At 57.4% G+C, this 22482-nt stretch carries 26 protein-coding genes; 7 read left to right on the top strand and 19 right to left on the bottom strand.

All coding sequences use genetic code 11. The annotated features are described in order from the left end of the window. On the top strand, positions 1-768 hold the full coding sequence (locus tag ABWV79_RS07765; RefSeq protein ID WP_353391222.1) for a TIGR02186 family protein: 768 nt from the start codon (positions 1-3) through the stop codon (positions 766-768). A 1-nt stretch (position 769) separates the two neighbouring features. On the opposite strand, the gene ABWV79_RS07760 is transcribed toward ABWV79_RS07765, so the two are convergent. From ABWV79_RS07760 to ABWV79_RS07730, 7 genes are all read right to left on the bottom strand, one after another. Further along, the gene (locus ABWV79_RS07760) at positions 770-1498 is read right to left on the bottom strand and encodes an SDR family oxidoreductase (protein WP_170756379.1); all 729 of its coding nucleotides are present in this window, start codon (positions 1496-1498) and stop codon (positions 770-772) included. Continuing rightward, entirely contained in the window at positions 1495-3027 is a 1533-nt protein-coding gene (locus tag ABWV79_RS07755) for an ATP-dependent DNA helicase (RefSeq protein WP_170353500.1), read from the bottom strand. The genes ABWV79_RS07760 and ABWV79_RS07755 overlap by 4 nt, the downstream gene beginning before the upstream one ends. 60 nt (positions 3028-3087) lie before the next feature. Beyond that, complete coding sequence (locus ABWV79_RS07750; RefSeq protein WP_170353501.1) at positions 3088-3726, bottom strand: acyl-homoserine-lactone synthase; 639 nt, start codon at positions 3724-3726, stop codon at positions 3088-3090. Between the two features lie 82 nt (positions 3727-3808). Continuing rightward, a complete protein-coding gene (locus ABWV79_RS07745; protein WP_353391221.1) occupies positions 3809-4528 on the bottom strand; it encodes a helix-turn-helix transcriptional regulator in 720 nt (239 codons plus the stop codon). Next, entirely contained in the window at positions 4467-4685 is a 219-nt protein-coding gene (locus tag ABWV79_RS07740) for a hypothetical protein (protein ID WP_353391220.1), read from the bottom strand. Before ABWV79_RS07740 ends, ABWV79_RS07745 begins: the two co-directional genes overlap by 62 nt. Before the next feature lie 207 nt (positions 4686-4892). Further along, entirely contained in the window at positions 4893-6179 is a 1287-nt protein-coding gene (gene ccrA / locus ABWV79_RS07735) for a crotonyl-CoA carboxylase/reductase (protein WP_209195320.1), read from the bottom strand. A 112-nt stretch (positions 6180-6291) separates the two neighbouring features. Further along, positions 6292-7680 (bottom strand): 1-acyl-sn-glycerol-3-phosphate acyltransferase, encoded by a 1389-nt coding sequence (locus ABWV79_RS07730; protein WP_353391219.1) that lies wholly within the window; start codon positions 7678-7680, stop codon positions 6292-6294. A gap of 143 nt (positions 7681-7823) precedes the next feature. On the opposite strand from ABWV79_RS07730, the gene ABWV79_RS07725 reads away from it, so the two are divergent. From ABWV79_RS07725 to deoD, 3 genes are all read left to right on the top strand, one after another. Further along, positions 7824-9788 (top strand): methylmalonyl-CoA mutase family protein, encoded by a 1965-nt coding sequence (locus ABWV79_RS07725; RefSeq protein WP_353391218.1) that lies wholly within the window; start codon positions 7824-7826, stop codon positions 9786-9788. A 125-nt stretch (positions 9789-9913) separates the two neighbouring features. Continuing rightward, the gene (locus ABWV79_RS07720; RefSeq protein ID WP_170353506.1) at positions 9914-10231 is read left to right on the top strand and encodes an H-NS histone family protein; all 318 of its coding nucleotides are present in this window, start codon (positions 9914-9916) and stop codon (positions 10229-10231) included. A 17-nt stretch (positions 10232-10248) separates the two neighbouring features. Continuing rightward, positions 10249-10959 carry a purine-nucleoside phosphorylase gene (gene deoD / locus ABWV79_RS07715; RefSeq protein WP_170353507.1) on the top strand — a complete coding sequence of 237 codons (711 nt, stop codon included), beginning with the start codon at positions 10249-10251 and terminating at the stop codon, positions 10957-10959. Between the two features lie 249 nt (positions 10960-11208). Here the strand turns inward: deoD and ABWV79_RS07710 are convergent, their stop codons facing one another. The 3 genes from ABWV79_RS07710 to ABWV79_RS07700 all read right to left on the bottom strand — a co-directional run bounded on the left by ABWV79_RS07710 (position 11209) and on the right by ABWV79_RS07700 (position 12624). Then, positions 11209-11355, bottom strand: a complete 147-nt coding sequence (locus ABWV79_RS07710) for a hypothetical protein (RefSeq protein WP_170751779.1) — start codon at positions 11353-11355, stop codon at positions 11209-11211. Between the two features lie 152 nt (positions 11356-11507). Then, positions 11508-11756, bottom strand: a complete 249-nt coding sequence (locus ABWV79_RS07705) for a hypothetical protein (protein WP_353391217.1) — start codon at positions 11754-11756, stop codon at positions 11508-11510. A gap of 88 nt (positions 11757-11844) precedes the next feature. Further along, positions 11845-12624 carry a succinate dehydrogenase iron-sulfur subunit gene (locus ABWV79_RS07700; protein WP_170751781.1) on the bottom strand — a complete coding sequence of 260 codons (780 nt, stop codon included), beginning with the start codon at positions 12622-12624 and terminating at the stop codon, positions 11845-11847. A gap of 163 nt (positions 12625-12787) precedes the next feature. On the opposite strand from ABWV79_RS07700, the gene ABWV79_RS07695 reads away from it, so the two are divergent. Further along, positions 12788-13843 (top strand): glycosyltransferase, encoded by a 1056-nt coding sequence (locus tag ABWV79_RS07695; protein WP_353391216.1) that lies wholly within the window; start codon positions 12788-12790, stop codon positions 13841-13843. Positions 13844-13912: 69 nt separating this feature from the next. On the opposite strand, the gene sdhA is transcribed toward ABWV79_RS07695, so the two are convergent. The 8 genes from sdhA to ABWV79_RS07655 all read right to left on the bottom strand — a co-directional run bounded on the left by sdhA (position 13913) and on the right by ABWV79_RS07655 (position 20087). Next, the gene (gene sdhA / locus ABWV79_RS07690) at positions 13913-15718 is read right to left on the bottom strand and encodes a succinate dehydrogenase flavoprotein subunit (protein ID WP_353391215.1); all 1806 of its coding nucleotides are present in this window, start codon (positions 15716-15718) and stop codon (positions 13913-13915) included. 18 nt (positions 15719-15736) lie between these two features. Then, positions 15737-16108, bottom strand: a complete 372-nt coding sequence (gene sdhD, locus ABWV79_RS07685; RefSeq protein ID WP_353391214.1) for a succinate dehydrogenase, hydrophobic membrane anchor protein — start codon at positions 16106-16108, stop codon at positions 15737-15739. A gap of 12 nt (positions 16109-16120) precedes the next feature. Then, positions 16121-16507 (bottom strand): succinate dehydrogenase, cytochrome b556 subunit, encoded by a 387-nt coding sequence (sdhC, locus tag ABWV79_RS07680; RefSeq protein WP_353391213.1) that lies wholly within the window; start codon positions 16505-16507, stop codon positions 16121-16123. A gap of 198 nt (positions 16508-16705) precedes the next feature. Continuing rightward, positions 16706-17368, bottom strand: coding sequence for a DUF1194 domain-containing protein (locus ABWV79_RS07675; RefSeq protein ID WP_353391212.1), 663 nt, complete (start codon positions 17366-17368; stop codon positions 16706-16708). A gap of 55 nt (positions 17369-17423) precedes the next feature. Then, positions 17424-18452, bottom strand: coding sequence for a MaoC family dehydratase (locus ABWV79_RS07670; RefSeq protein ID WP_353391210.1), 1029 nt, complete (start codon positions 18450-18452; stop codon positions 17424-17426). After that, complete coding sequence (locus ABWV79_RS07665; protein ID WP_170751789.1) at positions 18452-18658, bottom strand: DUF1737 domain-containing protein; 207 nt, start codon at positions 18656-18658, stop codon at positions 18452-18454. The genes ABWV79_RS07670 and ABWV79_RS07665 overlap by 1 nt, the downstream gene beginning before the upstream one ends. Positions 18659-18668: 10 nt before the next feature. Continuing rightward, positions 18669-19223, bottom strand: coding sequence for an NnrU family protein (locus tag ABWV79_RS07660; protein WP_353391209.1), 555 nt, complete (start codon positions 19221-19223; stop codon positions 18669-18671). Between the two features lie 6 nt (positions 19224-19229). Next, positions 19230-20087 carry an HpcH/HpaI aldolase/citrate lyase family protein gene (locus ABWV79_RS07655; protein ID WP_170751793.1) on the bottom strand — a complete coding sequence of 286 codons (858 nt, stop codon included), beginning with the start codon at positions 20085-20087 and terminating at the stop codon, positions 19230-19232. A gap of 171 nt (positions 20088-20258) precedes the next feature. On the opposite strand from ABWV79_RS07655, the gene ABWV79_RS07650 reads away from it, so the two are divergent. Next, positions 20259-20558: a hypothetical protein gene (locus ABWV79_RS07650; protein ID WP_353391208.1), complete on the top strand. Its 300-nt coding sequence runs from the start codon at positions 20259-20261 to the stop codon at positions 20556-20558. Here ABWV79_RS07650 and ABWV79_RS07645 read toward each other — a convergent pair. Beyond that, complete coding sequence (locus ABWV79_RS07645; protein ID WP_353391207.1) at positions 20555-21310, bottom strand: sulfite exporter TauE/SafE family protein; 756 nt, start codon at positions 21308-21310, stop codon at positions 20555-20557. The two genes, ABWV79_RS07650 and ABWV79_RS07645, sit on opposite strands and share 4 nt — an antisense overlap. A gap of 146 nt (positions 21311-21456) precedes the next feature. Here ABWV79_RS07645 and mdh point away from each other — a divergent pair, with 146 nt between their 5' ends. Beyond that, positions 21457-22419 carry a malate dehydrogenase gene (mdh, locus tag ABWV79_RS07640; RefSeq protein WP_170353522.1) on the top strand — a complete coding sequence of 321 codons (963 nt, stop codon included), beginning with the start codon at positions 21457-21459 and terminating at the stop codon, positions 22417-22419. Positions 22420-22482 lie beyond the last annotated feature (63 nt).

Raw genomic sequence — 22482 nt, 5'->3', positions numbered from 1 at the left:
ATGCTGAAACGCCTGATCCTTTTGTTTGCCCTGTGCGTGACACCCGCGTTGGCCGAAGAAGAATCCGTTGTTCTTGGCCTTAGCCAGGATCGTGTGGCGATCACAGCCACGTTTGACGGGTCAGAGATTCTGATTTTCGGGGCCGTCAAACGCGAAACACCCATTCCGTCCGGTCCCCCGCTTGAGGTCATCGTCGCCGTTGCGGGGCCATCCAGCCCGGTGACCGTCCGCAGAAAAGAGCGCAAGCTTGGCATTTGGATCAATACCGACAGCGTTCTGGTCGACCTTGCGCCCAGTTTCTACGCCGTCGCAACAAGCGCGCCGCTGGACGACATTCTATCGGATACCGAAGACCTACGCTATCGTGTCTCGATTGAACGTGCGATCCGGTCTGTCGGTGCAGCGATGCACATTCGCGGAGCACAGGATTTCGCCGATGCCGTGGTGCGCATCCGCGAAGACGAAGGGCTGTATTCCATCCGCGAGGACACGGTTGCAGTGGACGAACAAACCTTATTTCGGACCTCAATCGACATGCCAGCGGACCTGACCGAAGGTGAGTACGCGGCGCGCATTTTCCTCACCCGTGGCGGCGCAGTCGTGTCGCAGTTTGAAACCATCATCGACGTGCGCAAAGTGGGGCTGGAACGGTTCCTTTATACAATGTCCCGCGAACAACCCGTCTGGTATGGGCTGATGTCTCTGGTCATCGCGATTGCCGCTGGCTGGGGCGCTTCTACCGCCTTCCGGCTACTACGCGAAACCTGAGTTACCCACGCCCAATATAAGGCATCGTGGTCGCCATAACTGTCATGAACTGAACATTCGCATCGGGCGGCAAACTGGCCATGTGAAGCACCGAACGGGCAGCGTCACCAACGTCCATCGTGGGGTCCGGCTGCTGCCCCGCTGCGACGGCATTGTCTACCAAATCCTGCACCATCTGCGTCCGCGCGTTGCCGATATCGATCTGACCGCAGGCAACGCCAAATGCCCGCCCATCCAAAGACAGGCTACGCGTCAACCCAGTGATCGCGTGTTTCGTTGCCGAATAATGCACCGAGTTTGGTCGCGGCACGTGGGCTGCAATCGATCCGTTATTGATGATCCGGCCGCCCTGAGGCGTTTGGTGTCGCATGATCCGAAAGGCTTCGCGCGCGCATAGGAACATTCCGTTCAAGTTGACGTTTACACTTTGGTACCAGTCTTCCAACGCGATCTCATCAATGGTGCCGCCGGGGGCAAAGATACCCGCATTGTTGAACAGGACATCCAGCCTGTCCGCCCTATTGGAAAACGTCCGAAAGGCCCGAGATACCGCAACCGGATCCGTCACGTCGGCAGCCAGAACGATCGCCTTGGGGTGCTGTTGCGCAATTTCGTCCAGCTTATCGGCACTGCGGGCCAACAGACCTACGGTCCAGCCCTCATTCAGAAACAGCTCGGCTGTGGCGCGCCCTATGCCAGAGCTTGCGCCGGTTACGATGATCGTCTTCATGTCTCTTCCGCCTCCAATGTCAGCGAGGCCGCTGGAACCGCCCTCAGATCATCCACGCGCAGAGGATAAGTCGGCTTGGCCAAACGGTTCCGTACCACCCAAATCAACCGTTCCTGCGCACGCGTGATGGCCACATAGGCCAGACGTTTCCAAAGGGGCTGCCCCGCTTCGGTTCGGCCCATCCGAGCAGCCGCGTAGATATCGGGTGCAAAGACCTGCACCGTGTCCCATTGCGAGCCCTGCGCCTTGTGGATGGTCACGGCCGCCCCATGCAGAAAGGTCGCGCCCATGCGGGCGGCATAGGGGATGAACGGCTCTTCCTCATCTGGCATTTCGATTTTCACGATCGAGGCCGCGCTGACCTGCGGGTCCTCGGCCCCCATGACGTGCAGGCGCGAAAAACCCGGCTTGCGACCCGGCCCCAGATAAACAACCTGCGCCCCTTTGATCAGCCCGCGCGCCTCAAGGTCCAGACGCTTCTTGCGATGCTTCAAGGGCAGTTCGATCCCATCACAGATCAGCGGCTCGCCTTCCAGCAATTCGGTATCCGGGGCACCATGCACCTGCCGAAATGCCTGAATCAAACGAATGCGGGTCGCATTGCGCCAGACCAGAACCGGGCTGCGGGCCATCAGATCAACCTCGACCCGCTGCCCCCACACGACGCGGTCATCCTGCCGGGCCGTTTGTTCAACCAGACGCTCGAAATCTTCAAACCCCATGGCAGGGTCCGCCAGCGCATGGGCCAAATCCAAAATGGGGTTGTCTGCAGTCTGGCGGTGCACCCGGTGCAGGATCTGCTTACGCGGCTCGGGCAGACCATCAAATACCATGCTGCCCGATTGATTGACCGGAGCAAGCTGCGCCGGATCGCCAAACAGCAACAACGTTGGGAAAATCTCCTGCAGGTCCTCGAACTGCCGGTCATCCAACATCGAAGCTTCGTCCACGAACCCGATATCCAGGGGTTCTTCCCGACGCTTCCAGCCAGTAATGAAATCCGAACCACGTAGCCCCGCCGCGGCCAAAGCACCCGGAATGGACTTGTTGTTTTCATAAAACGCGGCGGCACGGTCCAGTGCCTCGTCCGTCAGCCCCTCGATCTCGGGGCGTTCGTCGTTTCCGGCCAGCCACTCGGCAATCCGCTCATATTCTGGGTCATAGACCGGGGTATAGAGGATGCGGTGGATTGTGGTCGCAGGAACCCCGCGCAACCGCAATACGCTGGCGGCCTTGTTGGTGGGGGCCAGAATTGCAAGGCTGCGTTTGTCCCGCGCCTTGCGGCTTTCAAAATCGCCCGAGACGATCTGAACGCCAGTTTCAGCCAGCGCCTTATAAAGCTCGGCCAACAGCAGCGTCTTGCCCGACCCAGCCTTGCCGATCACCGCCATCACACCGGATTTTCCGTTGCCCGGCAGTTTCAGCAAGGCATCGTCATCCAGATCAACGCCTGCCGACCTCAACATCTCTGCGATGTTGTCATAGGCGGCGGCCTGATCGTCCGAGAAGGTCACGAGGGGCGTAGACATGGCGCGACCCTACAAGGCCGCGCCAGCTATCACCAGATGCGGTTTCCGCTTTTCCGCAAGTTATGCCGACAGAGCAAACCGATGCTGTCGCGCGGTTCCGAAAGCGGTCTTGAACCAAAGACGCGACAGTTCACGCGGGATACCGGCCCGTTCGGCCACACGGTTGCAATCGTCAGAAGAATAAGGCCACAGCCCTACCGAAATCTGATCACGCCCCGTTCCTTGCGACCCCAACACCACCGGAGACGACCCGATCAGCCGGTAAATCCTGATCATTCGTGCATCAAACACGCCGGCGATGTGGGTCAGGCCGAACCCTTCCATGATTTCGCCCCCGCTCAGCATGATAGCACCGGCGGTATGCGGGCTAGCGGTGCGCGACAGGCAAAACCGCGTTACCTCCCAGATCAGTGGGCTGTGGATCGGCTCACCTCCGGTCAAATGTCCGAAGACTTCGTTTACCATGACGCGTCCGGTTGTCGGCAACACACGCATCGAGCCGCCATGACCACCGTCTTCTTCTTCCCAGATAACATAGAGCGGATTCAGATCATCATACTGATCCCGCTCTTCCCCCCTTTCATTGACATATACGTCCCAACCCAGTCGGGTTTTGAACTGATCGGCTCGGTCGCGGAACATTCCGTCGGCGAGCTCCGGAAACTTGTTAAGTTCGTCGGCAAACAAATAGCGCAACATGACATTTCCCCTTGTCGTCCTGTGCAGGAACGAAGGGGGTACGAAGTCGTGGTTAATTTACCGTTCGAGGTGCGCGCGGCCGTTAAACGACTATTAATCCCCGGCTTAACGCTGTTGCGATCGCATGGGTCGTGTTCTGTGCCCCAAGTTTGGCACGGGCACTTTCGATATAGACCCTCAGTGTATGCTCGGAGATCGACAGAGAATGCGCCACCTGTGCGCGACTGTAGCCCCGCGCAAGTAGGGTCATGGCGTCCACCTCGCGGGGTGACAATCCACGCGGCGCGTCCGGTTGACGGTCGGTCTCAAATTCAAGCGCTTTGCGATTTAAATAATGAGCAATCAAAATCAGCTCGCGCCCATGCGCATCAATAAATCTTTTCCAGCTGTTATCGTCGCAGGAATGGTTAACGGTGAACAAGGCAAACTGACCATTAGGACCTCGGATCGGGATAGAATAGCCCTGATTGCCCACCCCGTGTTCGAGCGCATCCTGAAGAAAATTCTTCGCCACCTTGCCCGACCAGTCCAAGGACTTCCAATCCACCGGGTGAAAGCGTTGGAAACAACCCAGAATTACCGGATCAATACGGTGGTAATTCCGCTCGCGGTATCGTTCTGCCCAGGCGTCGGGATAGGTGGTATAACCGTACTGGTCACCTGCCCCATCAACCCAATGATATATAAGATGTTCAACCTGTAGCCGGTCGCGCAACCTGACGGCAACATCGCTTAATTCATCAAGCGTGCTGGTGTTTTCCAAGTCCTCCAGGACCTGAGCCATATCCGGTGTTGTTCCCATTCGCGGGCGTCCGAGCCTCATCCTTCAAGGACGCAATCTCGGCCGCTGCGATCAGCTTGGTGTCATCCAAGTGCTCGGCAAGCGCGGTCAAACCGTTCTCAACGGCGAATGCGTTGAGATCCGACAAAACGTCCAGTATCCACTCATTTTTCGCCATCTAGAGTCGCTCCGAAACGGTTAACGAAGGGTTAACACAACCATAACATGTGCAGTGTTTTTGCGGCTATTCACTGGTTTCTACTCCCCAAAAATAGCGGGGTCGGGTTTTGCAAGTCGTTGAAAACGATCACCCGCGCCCAAAACGCAGCGCACCCGCGAACCGAATTAACGATTCGCGGGCGCAATTTCTAGAGAAGCAGGCCGGTTACCCGCGTGCGTCCAGAACCTCTTCGAGGGTACGCATTCCGGTGCGCGGAGCCTGAACCAGAACCGACATGTTGCCGGGCTTATGCTCGTTGCGCATCATTTTCATGTGGGCTTCGGGCAGCTCGTTCCACGCAAAGACTTCAGACATGCAGGGGTCCAGACGACGCTCGACCATCAGCTGGTTTGCCGCCGATGCCTGTTTCAGATGCGCAAAGTGCGAACCCTGAAGGCGCTTCTGGTGCATCCACATATAACGCACGTCGAAGGTCAGGTTGTATCCGGTGGTGCCAGCACAGATCACGACCATGCCGCCCTTTTTCACCACGAAGGTCGAGACAGGGAAGGTGCTTTCGCCGGGGTGTTCGAACACCATATCGACATTGACGCCCTTGCCGGTGATGTCCCAGATGGCTTTGCCGAATTTACGGGCCTCTTTGAACCACTCGGCATATTCCGGCGTGTTGACTGTAGGCAGCTGACCCCAGCAATTGAAATCCTTGCGGTTGATCACGCCCTTGGCACCCAGACCCATCACAAAGTCACGCTTGCTTTCGTCCGAGATCACAGCGATCGCATTCGCACCTGCGGTGTTGATCAGCTGGATCGCGTAAGAACCCAGACCGCCCGACGCGCCCCAAACCAGAACGTTCTGACCCGGCTTCAGGTCATGCGGCTCGTGACCGAACAGCATCCGGTAGGCGGTGGCCAGCGTCAGCGTGTAACAGGCGCTTTCTTCCCAGGTCAGGTGCTTGGGGCGCGGCATCAGCTGCTGGGCCTGCACATTGGTGAACTGCGCAAACGAGCCATCGGGCGTCTCGTAACCCCAGATGCGCTGGCTGTCCGAATACATCGGGTCGCCACCGTTGCAGTGTTCGTCGTCACCATCGTCCTGATTACAATGGATCACGACCTCGTCGCCCACTTTCCAGCGGGTGACTTTCTCACCCACGGCCCAGACGATGCCCGAGGCATCCGAACCCGCGATGTGGAAGGGCTGACCATGGCCGTCAAAGGGGCTGATCGGCTTACCCAGCGACGCCCAGACGCCGTTGTAATTCACACCGGCCGCCATCACCAGAACCAGCACCTCGTGGCTGTCCAGCTTGGGCACATCGACCACTTCCAGCTGCATGGCCGTGTCCGGCTCGCCATGGCGTTCCTTACGGATCGCCCACGCATACATTTTCTTAGGTACAAATCCCATCGGAGGGATTTCGCCCATCTCATAGAGGTCTTTTTCCGGCGCGTCGTAGGACGCGATACCGCTTTCGGTGTCCAGAGCCATGTTGGCCTCCTTTTATCTAACCCTTCGCCGCGATGCAGAATCGCCTGCGTTACCAGATGAGATATTTGGACCCGAGCAATATTGCAATAGAATTTGCATCTATTTTGTAATTTTATGACCCAGCGGATGCAGAAATTTCTTTTGCTGGCGCAGCATCTCCAAACTCGATATCTTCCCGCGCAGAGGCCGCGTAGTAGTTCAACAGGTCAACCCGTTGACCAGATTGGGATATTTTTCCGTCCACCTGCTTCAGGATCCGCCTCTGCACGAGTTGGTCCAGAGCTTGGGTAATCACAGTGTCATCTGGATCTGCCGAAGTTCCGTCGCGTCGCATGGAATCCGAAACAATACGTCGGACGTCATCTTCCAGCAATTCACCACGTTCCTGGATCAGCTTGCAGATCGCCGGCAGAGGGACAAGCGGGATAGCATCTTTGATACGGCCCATCAGGGCACGCGCCAGATCCGTCATGACGTCCCGCTCATGCTCGGTACGAAACTCCTGCAACGAGATCGGTTTCCCATACCGCACCGACGCGAGTCCAAACCGAGTGTACCGCCCGATCAGACGGCGACCGATCTGCTTGAGAATCCAACCCGTGATCACCCCAATACGGGCGCGAAAACGCCTTTCATTCCCCAGCGCAGCCTTTGTCAGGATCGTATCTTCAAGAACCCGGTCGTAATTCAGCGCGACAGGCACAAAGACCACATCTCGTCCATCCGGTTTGGTTCCATCCAGAATATACTTCAACAGACCCAGCTTAGGGCGCCCCAGAGCACCACTTAGGCTTAATCCCCCTTCAGGGAACATAGCCTGCGTTACCCCTGCTTCGGTCGCGTGACGCACATAACAGGCCAGGACCTGCCGGTAGAGCTCGCTGCCCGATCTGCGACGGATAAAGTAGGCGCCCATGGCCCGGATCAGGCGGCTGAGCGGCCAGACACGCGCCCACTCGCCCACCGCATAGGACAACGCCGAGTGCTGCGCGGCCAGATACGTGACCAAAACGTAATCCATGTTGCTGCGATGGTTCATCACAAACACAACGGTTGCGTCGTGGTCGATGTTTTTTATCGCCTCCTCATCCTGATAGCTGAGGCGCACATCGTAGAACGCATTGCTCAGCATGCGGGCGACCCGAATTGCAAAACTGAAATACGCCACCGCCGAGAAAGATGGCACGATCTCGCGCGCGTAACGGCGGGCGGTTTCGAAAGCCACCGCTTCGGGGACGCCGGTTTCATGTGCATGATCCTGAACAGCTTGTCCCACTTGGGGGTCGTAAATCAGGCGCTGGATCATGTCGTGCCGCTCGGCCAGCTTAAAAGGCTGAATCGGGCGCTGCAGCCGCGTATTCAGGCGCTTCACCGCACGCTCAAGGCGACGACGAAAGAACCACCGCACGGACGGAAACAGAAAATGCGAAGCAAATGTGACCGCGGCAAACACCAGGATCAGCAAAAACAGCCAAAGCGGAAGCTCCACGGTCTCAGTCATGCGCGCACCCTGACAGCAAACGTTGCGTCCTACAATCACAAGAACTGCATATGCCGCATCGCAGCGAATTGACATATCCCAAAAATTGCGCTTTAGAAGCCTTCAGAGTAATTTTATTGCCCACCAAGGACACGAGGCCCGTTATGACGCAGACGCAGAAAGATCGCCCCTGGCTCATCCGAACCTATGCCGGTCATTCCACCGCAAAGGCGTCGAACGCATTGTATCGCGGCAATCTGGCAAAGGGTCAGACGGGGCTGTCAGTGGCCTTCGATTTGCCGACTCAGACGGGGTATGACAGCGACCACACGTTGGCGCGCGGCGAGGTCGGCAAGGTCGGCGTTCCTATCAGTCACTTGGGCGACATGCGGGTTCTGTTCGACCAGATTCCGCTGGAGCAGATGAACACCTCGATGACCATCAACGCAACCGCACCATGGTTGTTGGCGCTTTATATCGCCGTGGCCGAGGAACAGGGCGCGGATGTGTCCAAGCTGCAGGGCACGGTTCAGAACGACCTGATCAAGGAATACCTGAGCCGCGGCACCTATGTGTGCCCGCCGAAACCGTCGCTGAAGATGATCGCGGATGTGGCCGAGTACTGCTATACCAACGTTCCGAAATGGAACCCGATGAACGTGTGTTCCTATCACTTGCAAGAAGCTGGCGCGACACCTGAACAAGAGCTGGCCTATGCCCTTGCAACAGCAATCGCTGTTCTGGACGAGCTGCGCCCGCGCGTACCGGCCGAAGATTTCCCCGCGCTCTGCGGTCGGATTTCGTTTTTTGTGAACGCGGGCATCCGTTTTGTCACCGAGATGTGCAAGATGCGCGCCTTCGTGGATCTTTGGGACGAGATTCTGAAAGACCGTTACGGGGTCGAAGATCCCAAGTTCCGCCGCTTCCGCTACGGCGTGCAGGTGAACTCGCTCGGCTTGACCGAGCAACAACCAGAAAACAACGTCTATCGCATCCTGATCGAGATGTTGGCCGTGACTCTGTCGAAAAAGGCCCGCGCCCGCGCGGTTCAGTTGCCTGCCTGGAACGAGGCGCTGGGTCTGCCCCGCCCATGGGATCAGCAATGGTCGATGCGGATGCAGCAGATTCTGGCCTATGAGACCGATCTTCTGGAATACGGCGATCTGTTCGACGGCAACCCCGCTGTCGACGCCAAGGTCGAAGAACTGAAAGCAGGCGCGCGCGCCGAGTTGGCAAATCTGGATTCGATGGGTGGTGCGGTCGCTTCGATCGAATACATGAAATCCCGTCTGGTGGACTCGAACGCCGAGCGCCTGAATCGCATCGAACGCAATGAAACCGTTGTCGTCGGCGTGAACAAGTGGACCGAAGGTGAACCCTCACCGCTGCAGACCGAGGACGGCGGCATCATGGTTGTCGATCCAGCGGTCGAGCATGAGCAGATCAGCCGTCTCAACGTATGGCGCTCCGAGCGCGATGACGCCGCCGTTACAGCAGCGTTGGCGGCATTGCGCGAAGCGGCGCAGACTGGCGCGAATGTCATGGAGCCTTCGATCGCAGCTGCCAAGGCCGGTGTCACCACTGGCGAATGGGCCGAAGAAATGCGCAAGGTTTATGGCACATATCGTGGGCCGACCGGTGTGTCCGGGTCGGTATCGAACAAAACCGAAGGTTTGGAAGACCTGCGCGCCGCTGTGGATGCGGTCAGCGACAAGCTGGGTCGTCGTCTGAAGTTTCTGGTCGGCAAGCCAGGGTTGGACGGCCATTCAAACGGCGCGGAACAGATCGCTTTCCGTGCCCGCGATTGCGGCATGGACATCAGCTATGAAGGCATCCGCCTAACACCCGAAGAAATCGTCACCGCAGCAATGGAAGATCAGGCCCATGTGATTGGCCTTTCGATCTTGTCGGGCAGCCATATTCCTCTGGTGCAGGATGTCATGGCGCGCCTGAATGCCGCCGGCTTAGAAGTTCCGGTAATTGTCGGCGGGATCATCCCCGAAGATGATGCGGAAAAGCTGAGGGCAATGGGCGTCGCGCAAATCTATACCCCCAAGAACTTTGAGCTGAACGCAATAATGGGGGATATTGTTACGCTGGTTGACCCTCAAAACATCGCCGCTCAATAACAGTCGCATTACCTGTTCTTTTTCCATATCTATTCCATGGTAAATTGGGATAGATATCGCCCGTTGTTAGATTTACGGCATTGCTTTGAAAACGCCGTAATAAAACTTGGGCTGGGAGAGCACGAATGGCGATTAACCTTGAAAAAATGTCGCGCAAAGAGCTGATTGACCTGCGCGGACAGTTAGATAAGGCATTGATAAAAGCAGAAAAACGCGAACGGCAAGAGGCTTTGAAAGCTGCAGAAAAAGCTGCGGCAGAATTCGGCTTTTCCTTGTCTGAATTGTCGGATGGCGGCATCGGATCGGGCAGCAAACCAAAAGCAAATGCCAAATATCGCAACCCTTCTGAGCCAACTCAAACGTGGTCTGGACGCGGACGCAAACCGCAATGGGTTCATGACGCGCTCAATTCCGGAGCGGATATAGCCGATTTGGAAATCTGATAGGAATTAACTTTGACATGACAATTCATATTGGTGCCGAAAAAGGCGAAATTGCAGAAACGGTTCTTTTGCCCGGCGACCCATACCGGGCAAAATGGGCGGCAGAGATGTTTCTGGACGACGTAAAACAAGTCAACAATGTGCGCGGCATGTTGGGGTTCACCGGGACCTGGAAGGGCAACCGCGTAACCATTCAGGGCAGCGGGATGGGTATGCCTTCGCTCTCGATCTACGTGAACGAGCTGATCCGCGACTATGGAGCCAAGACCCTGATCCGCATCGGTTCATGCGGCGGCATGCAGGATAAGGTCAATATCCGCGACGTGATCCTTGCCATGACATCGACCACGCTTAGCACGCCGTCCCGCGGGATCATGAAAGAGCTGAATTTTGCCCCGTGTGCGGATTGGGACCTGTTGCAAGACGCCGCGACGGCTGCAGCCGCAAAGGGTACGCCGACCCATGTAGGGGGCATTTACTCGTCCGACGTTTTTTATGATGAGCGCCCCGACTTGAATGAACAGATGGTGCGTCATGGTATCCTGGGCGTCGAAATGGAAGCTGCCGAGTTGTATATTCTGGCCGCCCGCCATCAATGCAGGGCACTAGCCGTTCTCACCGTCTCGGACCACTTGCTGACCGGAGAGGCTCTGCCCTCTTCCGAGCGTGAAAGCAGCTTTGGCGATATGGTCGAGATCGCTCTGCATGCAGCCTTTCCCGCAGCATAGATTCAAGCAGGGCGAAACTGCCCTGCTTGTTTAGCGCTCTCTAAGACATATGTTCGGCGCGTCTTTACCCTCATGCTGAGCGCAGCAAAACGCGCAGACCCAGATGCCTTCCTTTCGATGTTGACGCCACCGGCAATCGCGGGACAGTGACGTCGTTCTGGACCGCCAATAAAGGTAGGCGAAAACACCGGCGGCAAGTAAAAGCAACAGAACAGGCATGGCTATCCATTGCCCATTCCGCCCATCGCATCAAGCCGCGTTCGCGTATTCAAAAAGCTCAGGTTCGCGCAGCTCTGCAGTTTCGGTGGGTTCAGGCATGTAGTAAGCCCACGCCTGTTCCAAAAGCGCCAGCGCCTCAGCTGCGTTCGATTTGTTTTCAGATTCTTGCACTTGCATCGGAGCGATCCCATTCCGGTTCCATCACTCCTCCCTGTGCGGAAAATAGGCTGTCAAGCTGCGGGGGTCACCTCATCTTTTTGCAGTCTCGCCATTCCTCATTTGCATGCAAGGCTGGCATATGGTTTTGCCAACCTTGCGGGTCATTTGATTTACGCGGTGACACAGGCATTCGCTTGGGCGGCCTGCGCTTCGCTAACCCCGTTGCCCGGAACAAACACCTCGGTGTGTTTGCCATCCTTACGGACAATCTGAGTGGTGAATTGGCCTTCAATCCCGGCTTGATTTGCGCAATCCACCTGTTTGAAAACAAGGTCCGCCCGGCTGCCACTTGATCCGCTGCATGCGGACACAACCGCGAGCGCAACGAGGGGAAAAACCTTTGTCAGCATTCTAGTCATTGAGGTACTCCGATATTTCAATACCCGCATGACACGAAAAACCCCGGGAGGTTTCCATCCCAGGGTTTGTCATTTTTTGAAACTGTGATCAAACTGCCCGTTCGACCATCATCTTTTTGATTTCGGCAATCGCCTTGGCCGGGTTCAGACCCTTGGGGCAAGTCTTGGCGCAGTTCATGATCGTGTGGCAACGATACAGTTTGAAGGGATCTTCCAACTCGTCCAGACGTTCACCCGTGGCCTCATCACGGCTGTCGATGATCCAGCGATAGGCGTGCAACAATGCTGCGGGTCCAAGATAGCGATCGCCATTCCACCAATAGCTGGGGCACGAGGTCGAGCAGCTCGCGCACATCACGCACTCATATAGACCATCTAGCTTTTTGCGATCTTCGATGGACTGCTTCCACTCTTTCGCAGGGCGGTTGGTCTTGGTTTCCAGCCACGGCATGATCGAGGCATGCTGAGCATAGAAATGCGTCAGGTCCGGTATCAGGTCCTTGACGACCGGCATATGCGGCAGCGGGTAAATCTTAACATCGCCCTTGATCTCATCCATGCCATAGATACAGGCCAACGTGTTGATCCCGTCGATGTTCATCGCGCAGGATCCGCAAATGCCTTCGCGGCAGGACCGGCGGAAAGTCAGGGTTGGGTCAATCTCGTTCTTGATCTTGATCAGTGCGTCCAAAACCATTGGACCACAGTTGTCCATATCAACGAAATAGGTATCAACCCTAGGATTCTGACCATCATCCGGGTTCCAGCGATAGATCTGAAACTTGCGCACATTGGTTGCGCCATCCGGCTTGGGCCAGGTTTTTCCGGTTGTGATCCGGGAATTCTTTGGCAGGGTGAGCTGTACCATTTCCGACCTCGCTAAATTCCTGCGCATTGATACACTCAGAACCGCTGAAAGCCAACCATTTAGCCTTGAAAACACCCAATAAAATTAGGCAAATTCGCCTATGCACCGGGATTTAGCAATCAGGCAAGACCCCGCAAATGATGAGCAGTATCCGGGACTCTAAATGCAAACCAAAGTCGCCAATTTCCCATACGGCACGAAGAACCCTTATCAGGATATGATGTATTCGGCTTGCAGCCCCGAATTCACTCTGTCCGCCCCACGCGAGGTTTCGTTTGCGCAATTCGCAAACCCCGATTTCAGAGCAGCACACAGGATTATTCATCTTCATTGGGATGACCGCCTGTTCCGTATCGCCGAATCCGATGACACAAGTCCGCTTTTTCATGAAGTCAAACGAGGGCTAGAGCGCTACCGGGAAAACGGCGGGCGTCTGATTTGGACCATCCACAACCAGGCAGCGCATTCGCAGGCCGAGCTTACCGACAATTTTCGGCAGATTCGCCAGCAACTGACTCAGATGTCTGACCTGATTCATGTGCATACACCCCACGCGGCGCGTCACATGATCTCGGAATATGGTGCAGATTCAGAGAAGATTCGATTGATTCCCCATCCAAGTTACCTTGGCGTCTATGAGCCGACAGAGGTCACGCTTAACCGGTCAGCGCCCGTAAACCAACCGATCCGGTTCCTGGCTTTTGGTGCAATGCGTGGAAATCGTGACCTGGACAAGCTGCATGAAGCCGCCCGCAAATTGACCAATCGCGGACATTCGTTCGAGCTATCGGTGGTCGGGAAAGTCTTTCGCTCGGGACGCAGGCTAATGCGTCGAATGCAGGTGAATCCGAATGTGACCGTGATTTCCGACCGTGTTCCGGACGACGAAATTCCCACGATTTTCTCGCAATCGCATGTCTACACCTTGCCATCAATGAACACGTTTACGTCGGGAACTGCCATGCTGGCCCAAACCTTCGGACTTCCGATCATTGGTCCGGACATTGAACCACACAAACACACGACCCCCGAAGCCTGTCATGACCTGTTGTATCCGGCGCAAAACCCGCGCGGATTGATCCGGACGATGATGCGGGTGATGGAGATGTCAAAAGACGAACTGAACGAAAAACGCCGAGCCTGCTTGCAATTCGCTGTTGCCCGCCAACCAGCCCATATTTCGGGTCAGTTGAAGCAAGCTCTCGCAGAACTCACATAGGGAGACTGCCCCATAAAAAAAGCCACCCAGCTTATGGGTGGCTTTTTTCGTGGTTTTTAAACAAATGCGTTAGAAGGTCCGCGCCTTCGGTGCGATTTTCTTGAGGCTGATGCCGCCTTCGGCTTCGGTCGTCAGCGGGTCCGCAATCACAGGGCGATAGCTGAGCTCAACCTTATTACCCTCGACCCGGCTAACGGTGTGAACACGCCAGTTCTCATCATCGCGCTCGGCAAAATCCTCATGGGCATGGGCACCACGAGACTCCTTACGCGCTTCGGCTCCGACGATCGTTGCCAATGCGCTCGGCATCAGGTTGCCCAGTTCCAGCGTCTCCATCAGGTCACTGTTCCACACCAACGAGCGGTCGGTGACTTTCAGATCATCCATCTTAGCCGCAATGGCCGTCATCTTTTCGACGCCTTCGGCCATGGTCTTGGCGGTACGGAATACTGCCGCGTCAGCCTGCATGGTTTTCTGCATCTCAAGCCGCAGGTCGGCGGTCGGAATCGAACCATTGGCGTTGCGTGCCGTATCGAACCGGTCAAAAGCCTTATCGACCGACGCCTGATTCAGCACCGGATTCGCAGCCTCGGCATCTACAACCTTACCGGCCCGGATCGCGGCCGCGCGGCCAAAGACCACAAGGTCGATCAAAGAGTTCGAGCCCAAGCGGTTTGCCCCATGAACTGAGGCACACCCGGCCTCGCCCACAGCCATCAGGCCGGGAACCACGGCGGTTGGGTTATCGGCAGTGGGGTTCAGAACCTCGCCCCAATAGTTTGTGGGGATACCGCCCATGTTGTAGTGAACCGTCGGCAGAACCGGGATCGGTTCCTTGGTGACATCCACGCCCGCAAAGACGCGCGCAGATTCTGAAATGCCCGGCAAACGCTCGGCCAGCGCCTCGGCAGGCAGGTGGCTGAGGTTCAGGTGGATATGGTCGCCATTGTCACCGTGGCCGCGGCCTTCGCGGATTTCCATCGTCATCGAACGGCTGACATAGTCACGTGGCGCAAGGTCTTTGTACTGGGGCGCATAGCGCTCCATAAACCGTTCGCCTTCCGAGTTGGTTAGGTATCCGCCCTCGCCTCGGGCACCTTCGGTGATCAGGCAGCCCGAACCGTAGATGCCGGTGGGGTGGAACTGCACGAACTCCATATCCTGCAAGGCCAGGCCTGCACGGGCCACCATGCCGCCGCCGTCGCCGGTGCAAGTATGGGCCGAGGTTGCACTGAAATATGCCCGGCCATAACCACCAGTCGCCAGCACCACCATCTTGGCGTTGAAGACATGCATCGTGCCGTCGTCCAGCTTCCAGCAGACGACGCCCTGACACTGCCCGTCGTCGGACATAATCAGGTCGATGGCGAAGTATTCGATGTAGAACTCGGCGTTGTTCTTCAGCGATTGCCCGTACAGAGTATGCAGGATCGCGTGGCCGGTCCGGTCAGCAGCCGCACAGGTGCGCTGCACCGCAGGGCCTTCGCCAAATTCGGTGGTGTGGCCACCGAACGGGCGCTGATAGATCTTACCTTCCTCGGTCCGGCTGAAAGGCACACCGTAGTGCTCCAGCTCGTACACGGCCTTGGGCGCCTCACGCGCGAGGTATTCCATTGCGTCAGTATCGCCCAGCCAGTCCGAGCCTTTGACGGTGTCGTACATGTGCCACTGCCAGTGGTCCGGACCCATGTTTGAAAGCGACGCGGCAATGCCGCCCTGCGCCGCCACTGTATGCGAGCGGGTCGGAAAAACCTTGGTTACACAGGCAGTGCGTAGCCCTTGTTCGGCCATGCCCAGGGTGGCCCGCAGACCCGCCCCACCGGCGCCGACAACGACCACGTCATATTCGTGCGTTTCGTATTCGTATGCAGCCATTTCTTTCAGCTCCGGGAATTAGAGGGCAATGCGGGCAATGGCGAATAGGCCCGCCGCAGCCGCGCCGTAGGACAAGCAGGTGGTCAGGATGATCAGGACCTTCTCGGTCGTGCCGTGGGTATAATCCTCGAGCATCACCTGTGCGCCTTCGGCGAAGTGTTTCATACCGATCACCAACGTCAGTGCCGCAACAATCGCCGGGAACGGGCGCGAATAGTAGTCCAGCACCACATCATAGGGATGCCCCAGCACGGGACCAAAGGTGAAGATGAACAGCGGAACAAGGATCAGCAACGCCACCGAGCTGACCTTCATCCGCCAGAAATGAGCTGTGCCTGCCTTGGCCGATCCAAGGCCACTGGCGCGTTTGCGGTCTGTCAGATAACGCATGTCTGGCCTCCTTTACGCAACGATGATCAGGGTCAGCAGGGTCAGGACAACCGACCCGATGACAACCGCCCAACCCAGCTTCTCCGCGACCGGCAACTCCAGCCCCTTCGCGTTGTCCCAGATCAGGTGCCGAACACCTGCCAGCGTGTGGTACCACAACCCCCACAGGGACAGAGCCATCACAAGATCACCCAAAACCGATGTCAGCCACCAATTCGCACGCTCGTATGCTTCGGGCGAGGTTGCGGCGGCCAGAAACCACCATACGATCAGCAAGGCTGCCACGATCATCGCGTTCCCGGTGATACGGGTCAGAATAGAGGTGACCGAGGTCAACTGCGGGCGATAAATCGACAGATGCGGCGATAACGGGCGATTGCCCCGGTTAACATCGGCCATGGCGGCTCCTTTTCGGTTGGCTACCGAACGTTTTACTGTTTTTTGCGACTCTGTCACGTGCTGCAGATGCAAAAAAGCCTAATATTGGAGCAAAATGACGCATATTTGAGAATTGTGATCACACAAAATAATGACGTGATCACAAATGAATTCAAGTCCATCGAGTGTTAGCGCCGCGACTTCCGAATCTGCATTCACTCAGTCCAGACCTGCGGTTTGCTGCGTCACTTCCCGCAACAATTTCTTGCGAATACGTTCGGGATAGTCTTCAAACCCCGCAGCCGAGACCACAAAGGCCCCTTCGCCCACGATCACGTTTTCAAAGAAGTAGGCGGTCAGGTCTGGTTCGCTTTCTTCGATCGCAATCGCGTTCACGGTTACGCCTTGGCTACGCAAAACTTCATGTATCTCGCTAGGCTCAACCCCTTCGTTAGAGGTTCCATCGCCCGAGATATCGATAAGATGCCTTTTGCAGGTGGCGACTTCGTCAAAACTCGACAGCGTCATTTCCAGGGCCTCGCCTATTGCGGTCGAGAAATTACGCCAGACGCGCGGGCCAGCAGCCACCTGATCTGCAAACCGATCCAGCGTTTCGAAACTGTCGATATTGGTCCAGGGGATTGTGATCTTCTGCCGCGAGGCGCCTGTCCATTGCACAAGCATCAAGCGAGCCTGACCACGCACCAGTGCCTCGGACACGATGGGATCGCGCAAACCCGAAGCCAACCCGTCCATCTGAATACGGTATTCCGAGGAATCAACCGAGCCAGAGACATCCACTGCCAACGCCAGCGCAAGATCGCAGGCCATGGCGGGTGGAGCCAGGCAAAAACTCAAAGCTATGGATCGGAACGCGCGCATGACCGCAGCCTAGCACGAATGACGCGGGCTGCGATCACATGAATGTGGGTAGGTATCAAACGGGCATCAATGCCCAGTAGTCCAGATCAAGCAACACGTTGGGCATATAGCGCCCGTCTTCGTTTTTCAGCAGGAAGGGTTCGCCGCACTTTGTTGCGACCAAGCGTAGACGGATCGCCCGCACGCCGGGCACGCCGGTTTCGGCCTTGTCCAGAACCTCGGACCACGCCTTGATCGTATCGCCCGCAAAACACGGGTTGGCGTGCGCGCCGCCATTCAGGCCCACCACCATCTGTGCATTGGCCAGACCATTGAAAGACAATGTTCGCGCCATAGAGATCACGTGACCGCCATAAATCAGACGTCCCTCGGGGCGGAAGGTCAGGTCGAAATGCACTTTGGCAGTGTTCTGCCAAAGGCGGGTGGCCAGCATATGCTCGGCCTCTTCTATTGTGACCCCGTCCACGTGGTCGATCTTTTCGCCGATCTCATAATCGCCCCAGCGATGCGCCTCACCGGCTTGGGCAAAATCGTAGTTCGAGAAATTCAAACCCTGCGGAATGACCAGATCGCTTGGCTCCAACGCCTTTTTCAACTCGGGCACCACTGCGTCGGGTGCGGGGGCGGACAGGTCTGATTTGCGGACCATCACCCAGCGGACATATTCCATGACCGCCTCATCGCGCTGATTCAGGCCACGGGTGCGCACATAAACCACCCCGGTTTTGCCGTTCGAGTTCTGCTTGACCCCGATCACCTCGGATTCCGACCGCAGAGTGTCGCCAGCATAAACCGGTTTCAGCCAGCGCCCCTCGGCATAGCCCAGATTGGCAACTGCATTCAGAGAGACATCCGGCACTGTCTTGCCGAACACCACATGAAACGCCGCCAGATCGTCCAACGGGCTTTGTGGCAAGCCGGATGCCCGGGCAAACTCGTCCGAGGAATAGAGCGCATGACGCGCAGGATAGAGCGCGTGATACAGCGCCCGCTCACCATCAGTAACGGTGCGCGGCACCGCGTGTTGCAGCACCTGCCCGACGGAATAGTCCTCGAAAAAGCGGCCCGGATTGGTCTTTGCCATTATTGCTGTCCCAGTTTCATATCGGGTGAATAGTCGGCCGCGACCTCTTTGGTCACAGCCTGCGCACAGCGCATCACGTTGTTTGCGGCGTCAAAGGCATAGGACGGGTCACCATACAGCTCCCACCCTTTGGCCAGAGCGTCGGACACTTTGTGGCAAAAGGCCGAGGTGTCCTCTTCCGTCAGCAGACGATAGAGTTTTGCCATTTTATTCCCCTCACGATCCGAACGGAGACGGGCCGACCAGCCCGTGAATATAACCGATGACACCCAGCAGAATGATCGAGGCCACAAAGAACATCGCGTCTTTGCCGTAGGTTCCGGGTTCACCGGGTGTCCAGTCAGGCTCGGACTTGTTGATCACGATCACTTCGACCACGGCCCAGGCCAGCAATCCGCCGAACAGGATGATCGAGGCCAGATCGCCATTTACCAGCAGATGCGCAAAGGCCCACAGCTTGAACCCGCCCAGCATCGGATGGCGCAGCTTGTTCAGCAGGCGGCCTTTCTTGGGTGCGGGGCTCATCAGGAAGATGGCGATCAGCACCAGCAGGTTGTTGACGTGGATCAGGAATGTGGGCGGCGCCCAGACATAGATGAAATCGGTCATGCGATAGCCGAAGATCATCAGCAAAATCGCCGCCACCAGCGCCAGTGCCACCGCACCTTTGCCGCCATTGCCCATGGCCTCGCGCTGCGTAGGCGCGACGCGTTTTAACAGATGTGCGGCCCACCAAAGCGCCACACCAAGGATCAGAAGAACGAAGCCCATGCTGGCTTACCCCGCTTGCAAAGCTGAAATCGCCTCTGCTTTTGCCAGAATTTCGCGGGCGGTTGCAACGTGCAGGTTCTCAACAATTTTGCCATCCACGACAGCAACGCCTTGCCCTTGCGCCTCGACCTCTTCAAAAGCAGCGATCTGACGTTGGGCCAAGTCGATTTCCGCATCCGAGGGCGCATAGGCCGCGTTGGTGATTTCGACCTGAGCCGGGTGTATCAGCGTCTTGCCGTCAAAGCCCATATCGCGGCCCTGCGTACATTCTGCGGCTAGCCCCTCGTCATCCTTGAAGGCGTTATAAACGCCGTCCACGATGATCAGGCCCTCGGCCTTGGCGGCCAGCAGACACAGGCCCAGAGAGGTCATCAGCGGCAGGCGATCGGGACGGAAACGGGTCTGCAATTCCTTGGCCAAGTCGTTGGTGCCCATCACAAACCCCGCCATCAGCGGATGCGCGGCAATTTCGGCGGCGTTCAGCATACCGCGCGGTGTCTCCATCATCGCCCAGATCGGGATATCTCCGGTGATCGCCGCCAGAGCGTCTACATCAGCGGCCGAGTTCACCTTAGGCAACAGAACCACATCGGCATCCATGTCCCGCACGGCCTCGGCATCAGCACGGCCCCATTTGGTGTCCAACCCGTTGATGCGCACGATCTTGACCCGCGCGCCGTATCCGCCCGCGGCCAAAGCGGCCTTGAGCGTTTCCCGCGCGTTCTCTTTTTCATCCGCGGCAACCGCATCTTCCAGATCAAAGATGATCGCGTCGACCGGCAGGGTGCGCGCCTTGTCCAGCGCCCGATCTTTCGAGCCGGGGATATACAGTACAGAACGATAGGGGCGCTGACGGGGGTCCATTGGCCTCTCCCTTAAGAAATAAAGTTGCGCGGAATGGGGCATTTTTTGCCGGAAAGTTCAAGAGCAAAATCGCCGCATTGCAGCATAAGCGACGCAACGTGCGTTGGCTTAACCGGATTTCGGTGCCTCGCCTGCACCCTTTGGGGCAGATGGAATCGAAAGGGTGCACGGATGAAAAAGACGCTGTTCAAGATGACGATGGGGCTGGGCATCATGGTGCTGGCCGCCCAGCAGGTACAGGCCCGGAACTGCGCCCCGCGCGAAGACGTGGTCAAGCGGTTGACCGAAACCTATGGCGAGACCCGTCAGGGCATCGGCATCGCGCGCCGAGGCGCGGTGATGGAGGTCTATGCCTCGGACACAAGCGGTAGTTGGACGATCACGGTGACGATGCCAGACGGAATGACCTGTCTGATCGCGTCCGGTCGGTCTTATGAGGACATGGCCGAGGCGCTGCCGCCCAACGTCTAGGTCAGCGCGTCCCAGATCAGTTTGCTGCCGGTCAGGGTCAGCAGGACATAAGCGATGCCAAAGAACAGGCGCTCTGACAGCATGAAATGCGCCCGGACGCCCAGCCACGCGCCAAGAATGGCGAAAGGGGTCAGTAGTAGATCCGCCAGCGCCGTGTGCCATGTGAACAGGCCCAAATAGGCGAAGGGCACGAATTTCGCTGCGTTGATGACCCAGAAAACCAGCACGGTGCTGGCCTGAAACTCGGTCTTCGTCAGGCGTTGCGACAGCAGGTATACGGCTGCGGGCGGGCCGCCGGCGTGGCTGACAAAGCTGGTGAACCCAGCCACCAGCCCCGCAAACAGCCCGGCCGAGGGTGGCAGCCGGTTGGCAAAGCCGCGAATCCAGCCCTTGCTTTGCGCCACATGCCAGACCACGAACCCGACCGAGATCGCCCCGATCAGCAGACGCAGCAAATCGTCATCTGTCACGCGATACAGCCAAGCGCCCAGCGCGATGCCAGGCACAGCGCCAAGGATCAGCAGGCGCGAATCCGGCCAGCTCCAGCGTTTCCAATAGGGTTTCAGCGTGGCGACGTCGATCACCATCAGGATCGGCAGCATCAGCGCCAGCGCCTGTCCCGGCGTCAGGATCAGCGCCAGAATCGACGAAGACGCGAAGGCCACGCCCGACCCGAACCCGCCCTTGGAAATGCCGGCGAAGATCACGGCCGGGATCGCCACGGCAAAAAACATCAGGTCCAGTTCGAACATTTAGTCTTCCGAATACTTCAGGAATCGCGCCCCTCGGACGGCACAAATACGGTATGCGGTTGTATGCCACGCAGCACAACCCTTGCACAAATCCGTTTTACCGACTAGCACAACCGCGATTTCTAACCCCATCGGAGATTTTCCACATGGCCAGACCCAAGATCGCGCTGATCGGCGCAGGTCAGATCGGCGGCACGCTCGCCCACCTCGCTGCAATGAAAGAACTGGGTGACGTCGTCCTGTTCGACATCGCCGAAGGCACCCCCGAAGGCAAGGCGCTGGACATCGCAGAATCCGGCCCCTCCGAAGGGTTCGACGCCAAGCTGAAGGGCACCCAGTCCTACGAAGACATCGCAGGCGCGGACGTCTGCATCGTCACCGCCGGTGTGCCCCGCAAACCGGGCATGAGCCGCGACGACCTGCTGGGCATCAACCTGAAGGTCATGAAATCCGTGGGTGAAGGCATCGCTGCCAATGCTCCGGATGCGTTCGTCATCTGCATCACCAACCCGCTGGACGCAATGGTCTGGGCGCTGCGCGAATTCTCGGGCCTGCCCCACAACAAGGTCTGCGGCATGGCCGGCGTTCTGGACTCGGGCCGTTTTGCCCATTTCCTGTCGGAAGAATTCAACGTCTCGATGCGCGATGTGACCGCATTTGTGCTGGGCGGCCACGGCGACACCATGGTGCCGTCGGTGCGTTACTCGACCGTTGCCGGTATCCCGCTGCCCGATCTGGTTGAAATGGGCTGGACCACACAGGAGAAACTGGACGCCATCGTTCAGCGCACCCGTGACGGCGGTGCCGAAATCGTTGGACTGCTGAAAACCGGCTCGGCCTTCTATGCTCCGGCCACCTCGGCGATCGAAATGGCCGAAGCCTATCTGAAAGACCAAAAGCGCGTTCTGCCCTGTGCCGCCTATTGCAATGGTGAGCTGGGCGTAGATGGCATGTATGTCGGCGTCCCCACAGTGATCGGCGCAGGCGGCATCGAGCGTGTTGTCGACATTAAGCTCAACGAAGAAGAGCAAGCCGGTTTCGACAACTCGGTCAACGCTGTGAAGGGCCTGATCGAAGCGTGCAAGGGTATCGACAGCTCTCTGGCCTGATCCTTCCACAGCACAAAATTCAAAAAAACCGGTCCTCTTTGGGCCGGTTTTCTTTTGCAATCA

Origin of the sequence: Ruegeria sp. HU-ET01832, from assembly GCF_040371315.1 — a bacterium.
GTDB lineage: Bacteria > Pseudomonadota > Alphaproteobacteria > Rhodobacterales > Rhodobacteraceae > Ruegeria > Ruegeria lacuscaerulensis_A.
Note: the sequence above shows the minus strand (reverse complement) of the source record. Positions and strands in the feature narration are given on the sequence as shown.

Excerpts from the sequence above, each read along its gene's own strand:
- ABWV79_RS07750 (WP_170353501.1), bottom strand. The coding sequence starts at position 3,726 with ATGTTGCGCTATTTGTTTGCCGACGAACTTAACAAGTTTCCGGAGCTC.
- ABWV79_RS07655 (WP_170751793.1), bottom strand. The coding sequence starts at position 20,087 with ATGGACCCCCGTCAGCGCCCCTATCGTTCTGTACTGTATATCCCCGGC.
- ABWV79_RS07710 (WP_170751779.1), bottom strand. The coding sequence starts at position 11,355 with ATGCAAGTGCAAGAATCTGAAAACAAATCGAACGCAGCTGAGGCGCTG.
- ABWV79_RS07660 (WP_353391209.1), bottom strand. The coding sequence starts at position 19,223 with ATGGGCTTCGTTCTTCTGATCCTTGGTGTGGCGCTTTGGTGGGCCGCA.
- ABWV79_RS07675 (WP_353391212.1), bottom strand. The coding sequence starts at position 17,368 with ATGCGCGCGTTCCGATCCATAGCTTTGAGTTTTTGCCTGGCTCCACCC.
- sdhD (WP_353391214.1), bottom strand. The coding sequence starts at position 16,108 with ATGCGTTATCTGACAGACCGCAAACGCGCCAGTGGCCTTGGATCGGCC.
- ABWV79_RS07700 (WP_170751781.1), bottom strand. The coding sequence starts at position 12,624 with ATGGTACAGCTCACCCTGCCAAAGAATTCCCGGATCACAACCGGAAAA.
- ABWV79_RS07665 (WP_170751789.1), bottom strand. The coding sequence starts at position 18,658 with ATGGCAAAACTCTATCGTCTGCTGACGGAAGAGGACACCTCGGCCTTT.
- ABWV79_RS07645 (WP_353391207.1), bottom strand. The coding sequence starts at position 21,310 with ATGTTCGAACTGGACCTGATGTTTTTTGCCGTGGCGATCCCGGCCGTG.
- ABWV79_RS07755 (WP_170353500.1), bottom strand. The coding sequence starts at position 3,027 with ATGTCTACGCCCCTCGTGACCTTCTCGGACGATCAGGCCGCCGCCTAT.
- mdh (WP_170353522.1), top strand. The coding sequence starts at position 21,457 with ATGGCCAGACCCAAGATCGCGCTGATCGGCGCAGGTCAGATCGGCGGC.
- ABWV79_RS07695 (WP_353391216.1), top strand. The coding sequence starts at position 12,788 with ATGCAAACCAAAGTCGCCAATTTCCCATACGGCACGAAGAACCCTTAT.
- sdhC (WP_353391213.1), bottom strand. The coding sequence starts at position 16,507 with ATGGCCGATGTTAACCGGGGCAATCGCCCGTTATCGCCGCATCTGTCG.
- ABWV79_RS07705 (WP_353391217.1), bottom strand. The coding sequence starts at position 11,756 with ATGACTAGAATGCTGACAAAGGTTTTTCCCCTCGTTGCGCTCGCGGTT.
- ccrA (WP_209195320.1), bottom strand. The coding sequence starts at position 6,179 with ATGGCTCTGGACACCGAAAGCGGTATCGCGTCCTACGACGCGCCGGAA.
- ABWV79_RS07760 (WP_170756379.1), bottom strand. The coding sequence starts at position 1,498 with ATGAAGACGATCATCGTAACCGGCGCAAGCTCTGGCATAGGGCGCGCC.
- sdhA (WP_353391215.1), bottom strand. The coding sequence starts at position 15,718 with ATGGCTGCATACGAATACGAAACGCACGAATATGACGTGGTCGTTGTC.
- ABWV79_RS07670 (WP_353391210.1), bottom strand. The coding sequence starts at position 18,452 with ATGGCAAAGACCAATCCGGGCCGCTTTTTCGAGGACTATTCCGTCGGG.
- ABWV79_RS07740 (WP_353391220.1), bottom strand. The coding sequence starts at position 4,685 with ATGGCGAAAAATGAGTGGATACTGGACGTTTTGTCGGATCTCAACGCA.
- ABWV79_RS07745 (WP_353391221.1), bottom strand. The coding sequence starts at position 4,528 with ATGGGAACAACACCGGATATGGCTCAGGTCCTGGAGGACTTGGAAAAC.
- ABWV79_RS07720 (WP_170353506.1), top strand. The coding sequence starts at position 9,914 with ATGGCGATTAACCTTGAAAAAATGTCGCGCAAAGAGCTGATTGACCTG.
- ABWV79_RS07765 (WP_353391222.1), top strand. The coding sequence starts at position 1 with ATGCTGAAACGCCTGATCCTTTTGTTTGCCCTGTGCGTGACACCCGCG.
- ABWV79_RS07730 (WP_353391219.1), bottom strand. The coding sequence starts at position 7,680 with ATGACTGAGACCGTGGAGCTTCCGCTTTGGCTGTTTTTGCTGATCCTG.
- deoD (WP_170353507.1), top strand. The coding sequence starts at position 10,249 with ATGACAATTCATATTGGTGCCGAAAAAGGCGAAATTGCAGAAACGGTT.
- ABWV79_RS07650 (WP_353391208.1), top strand. The coding sequence starts at position 20,259 with ATGAAAAAGACGCTGTTCAAGATGACGATGGGGCTGGGCATCATGGTG.
- ABWV79_RS07725 (WP_353391218.1), top strand. The coding sequence starts at position 7,824 with ATGACGCAGACGCAGAAAGATCGCCCCTGGCTCATCCGAACCTATGCC.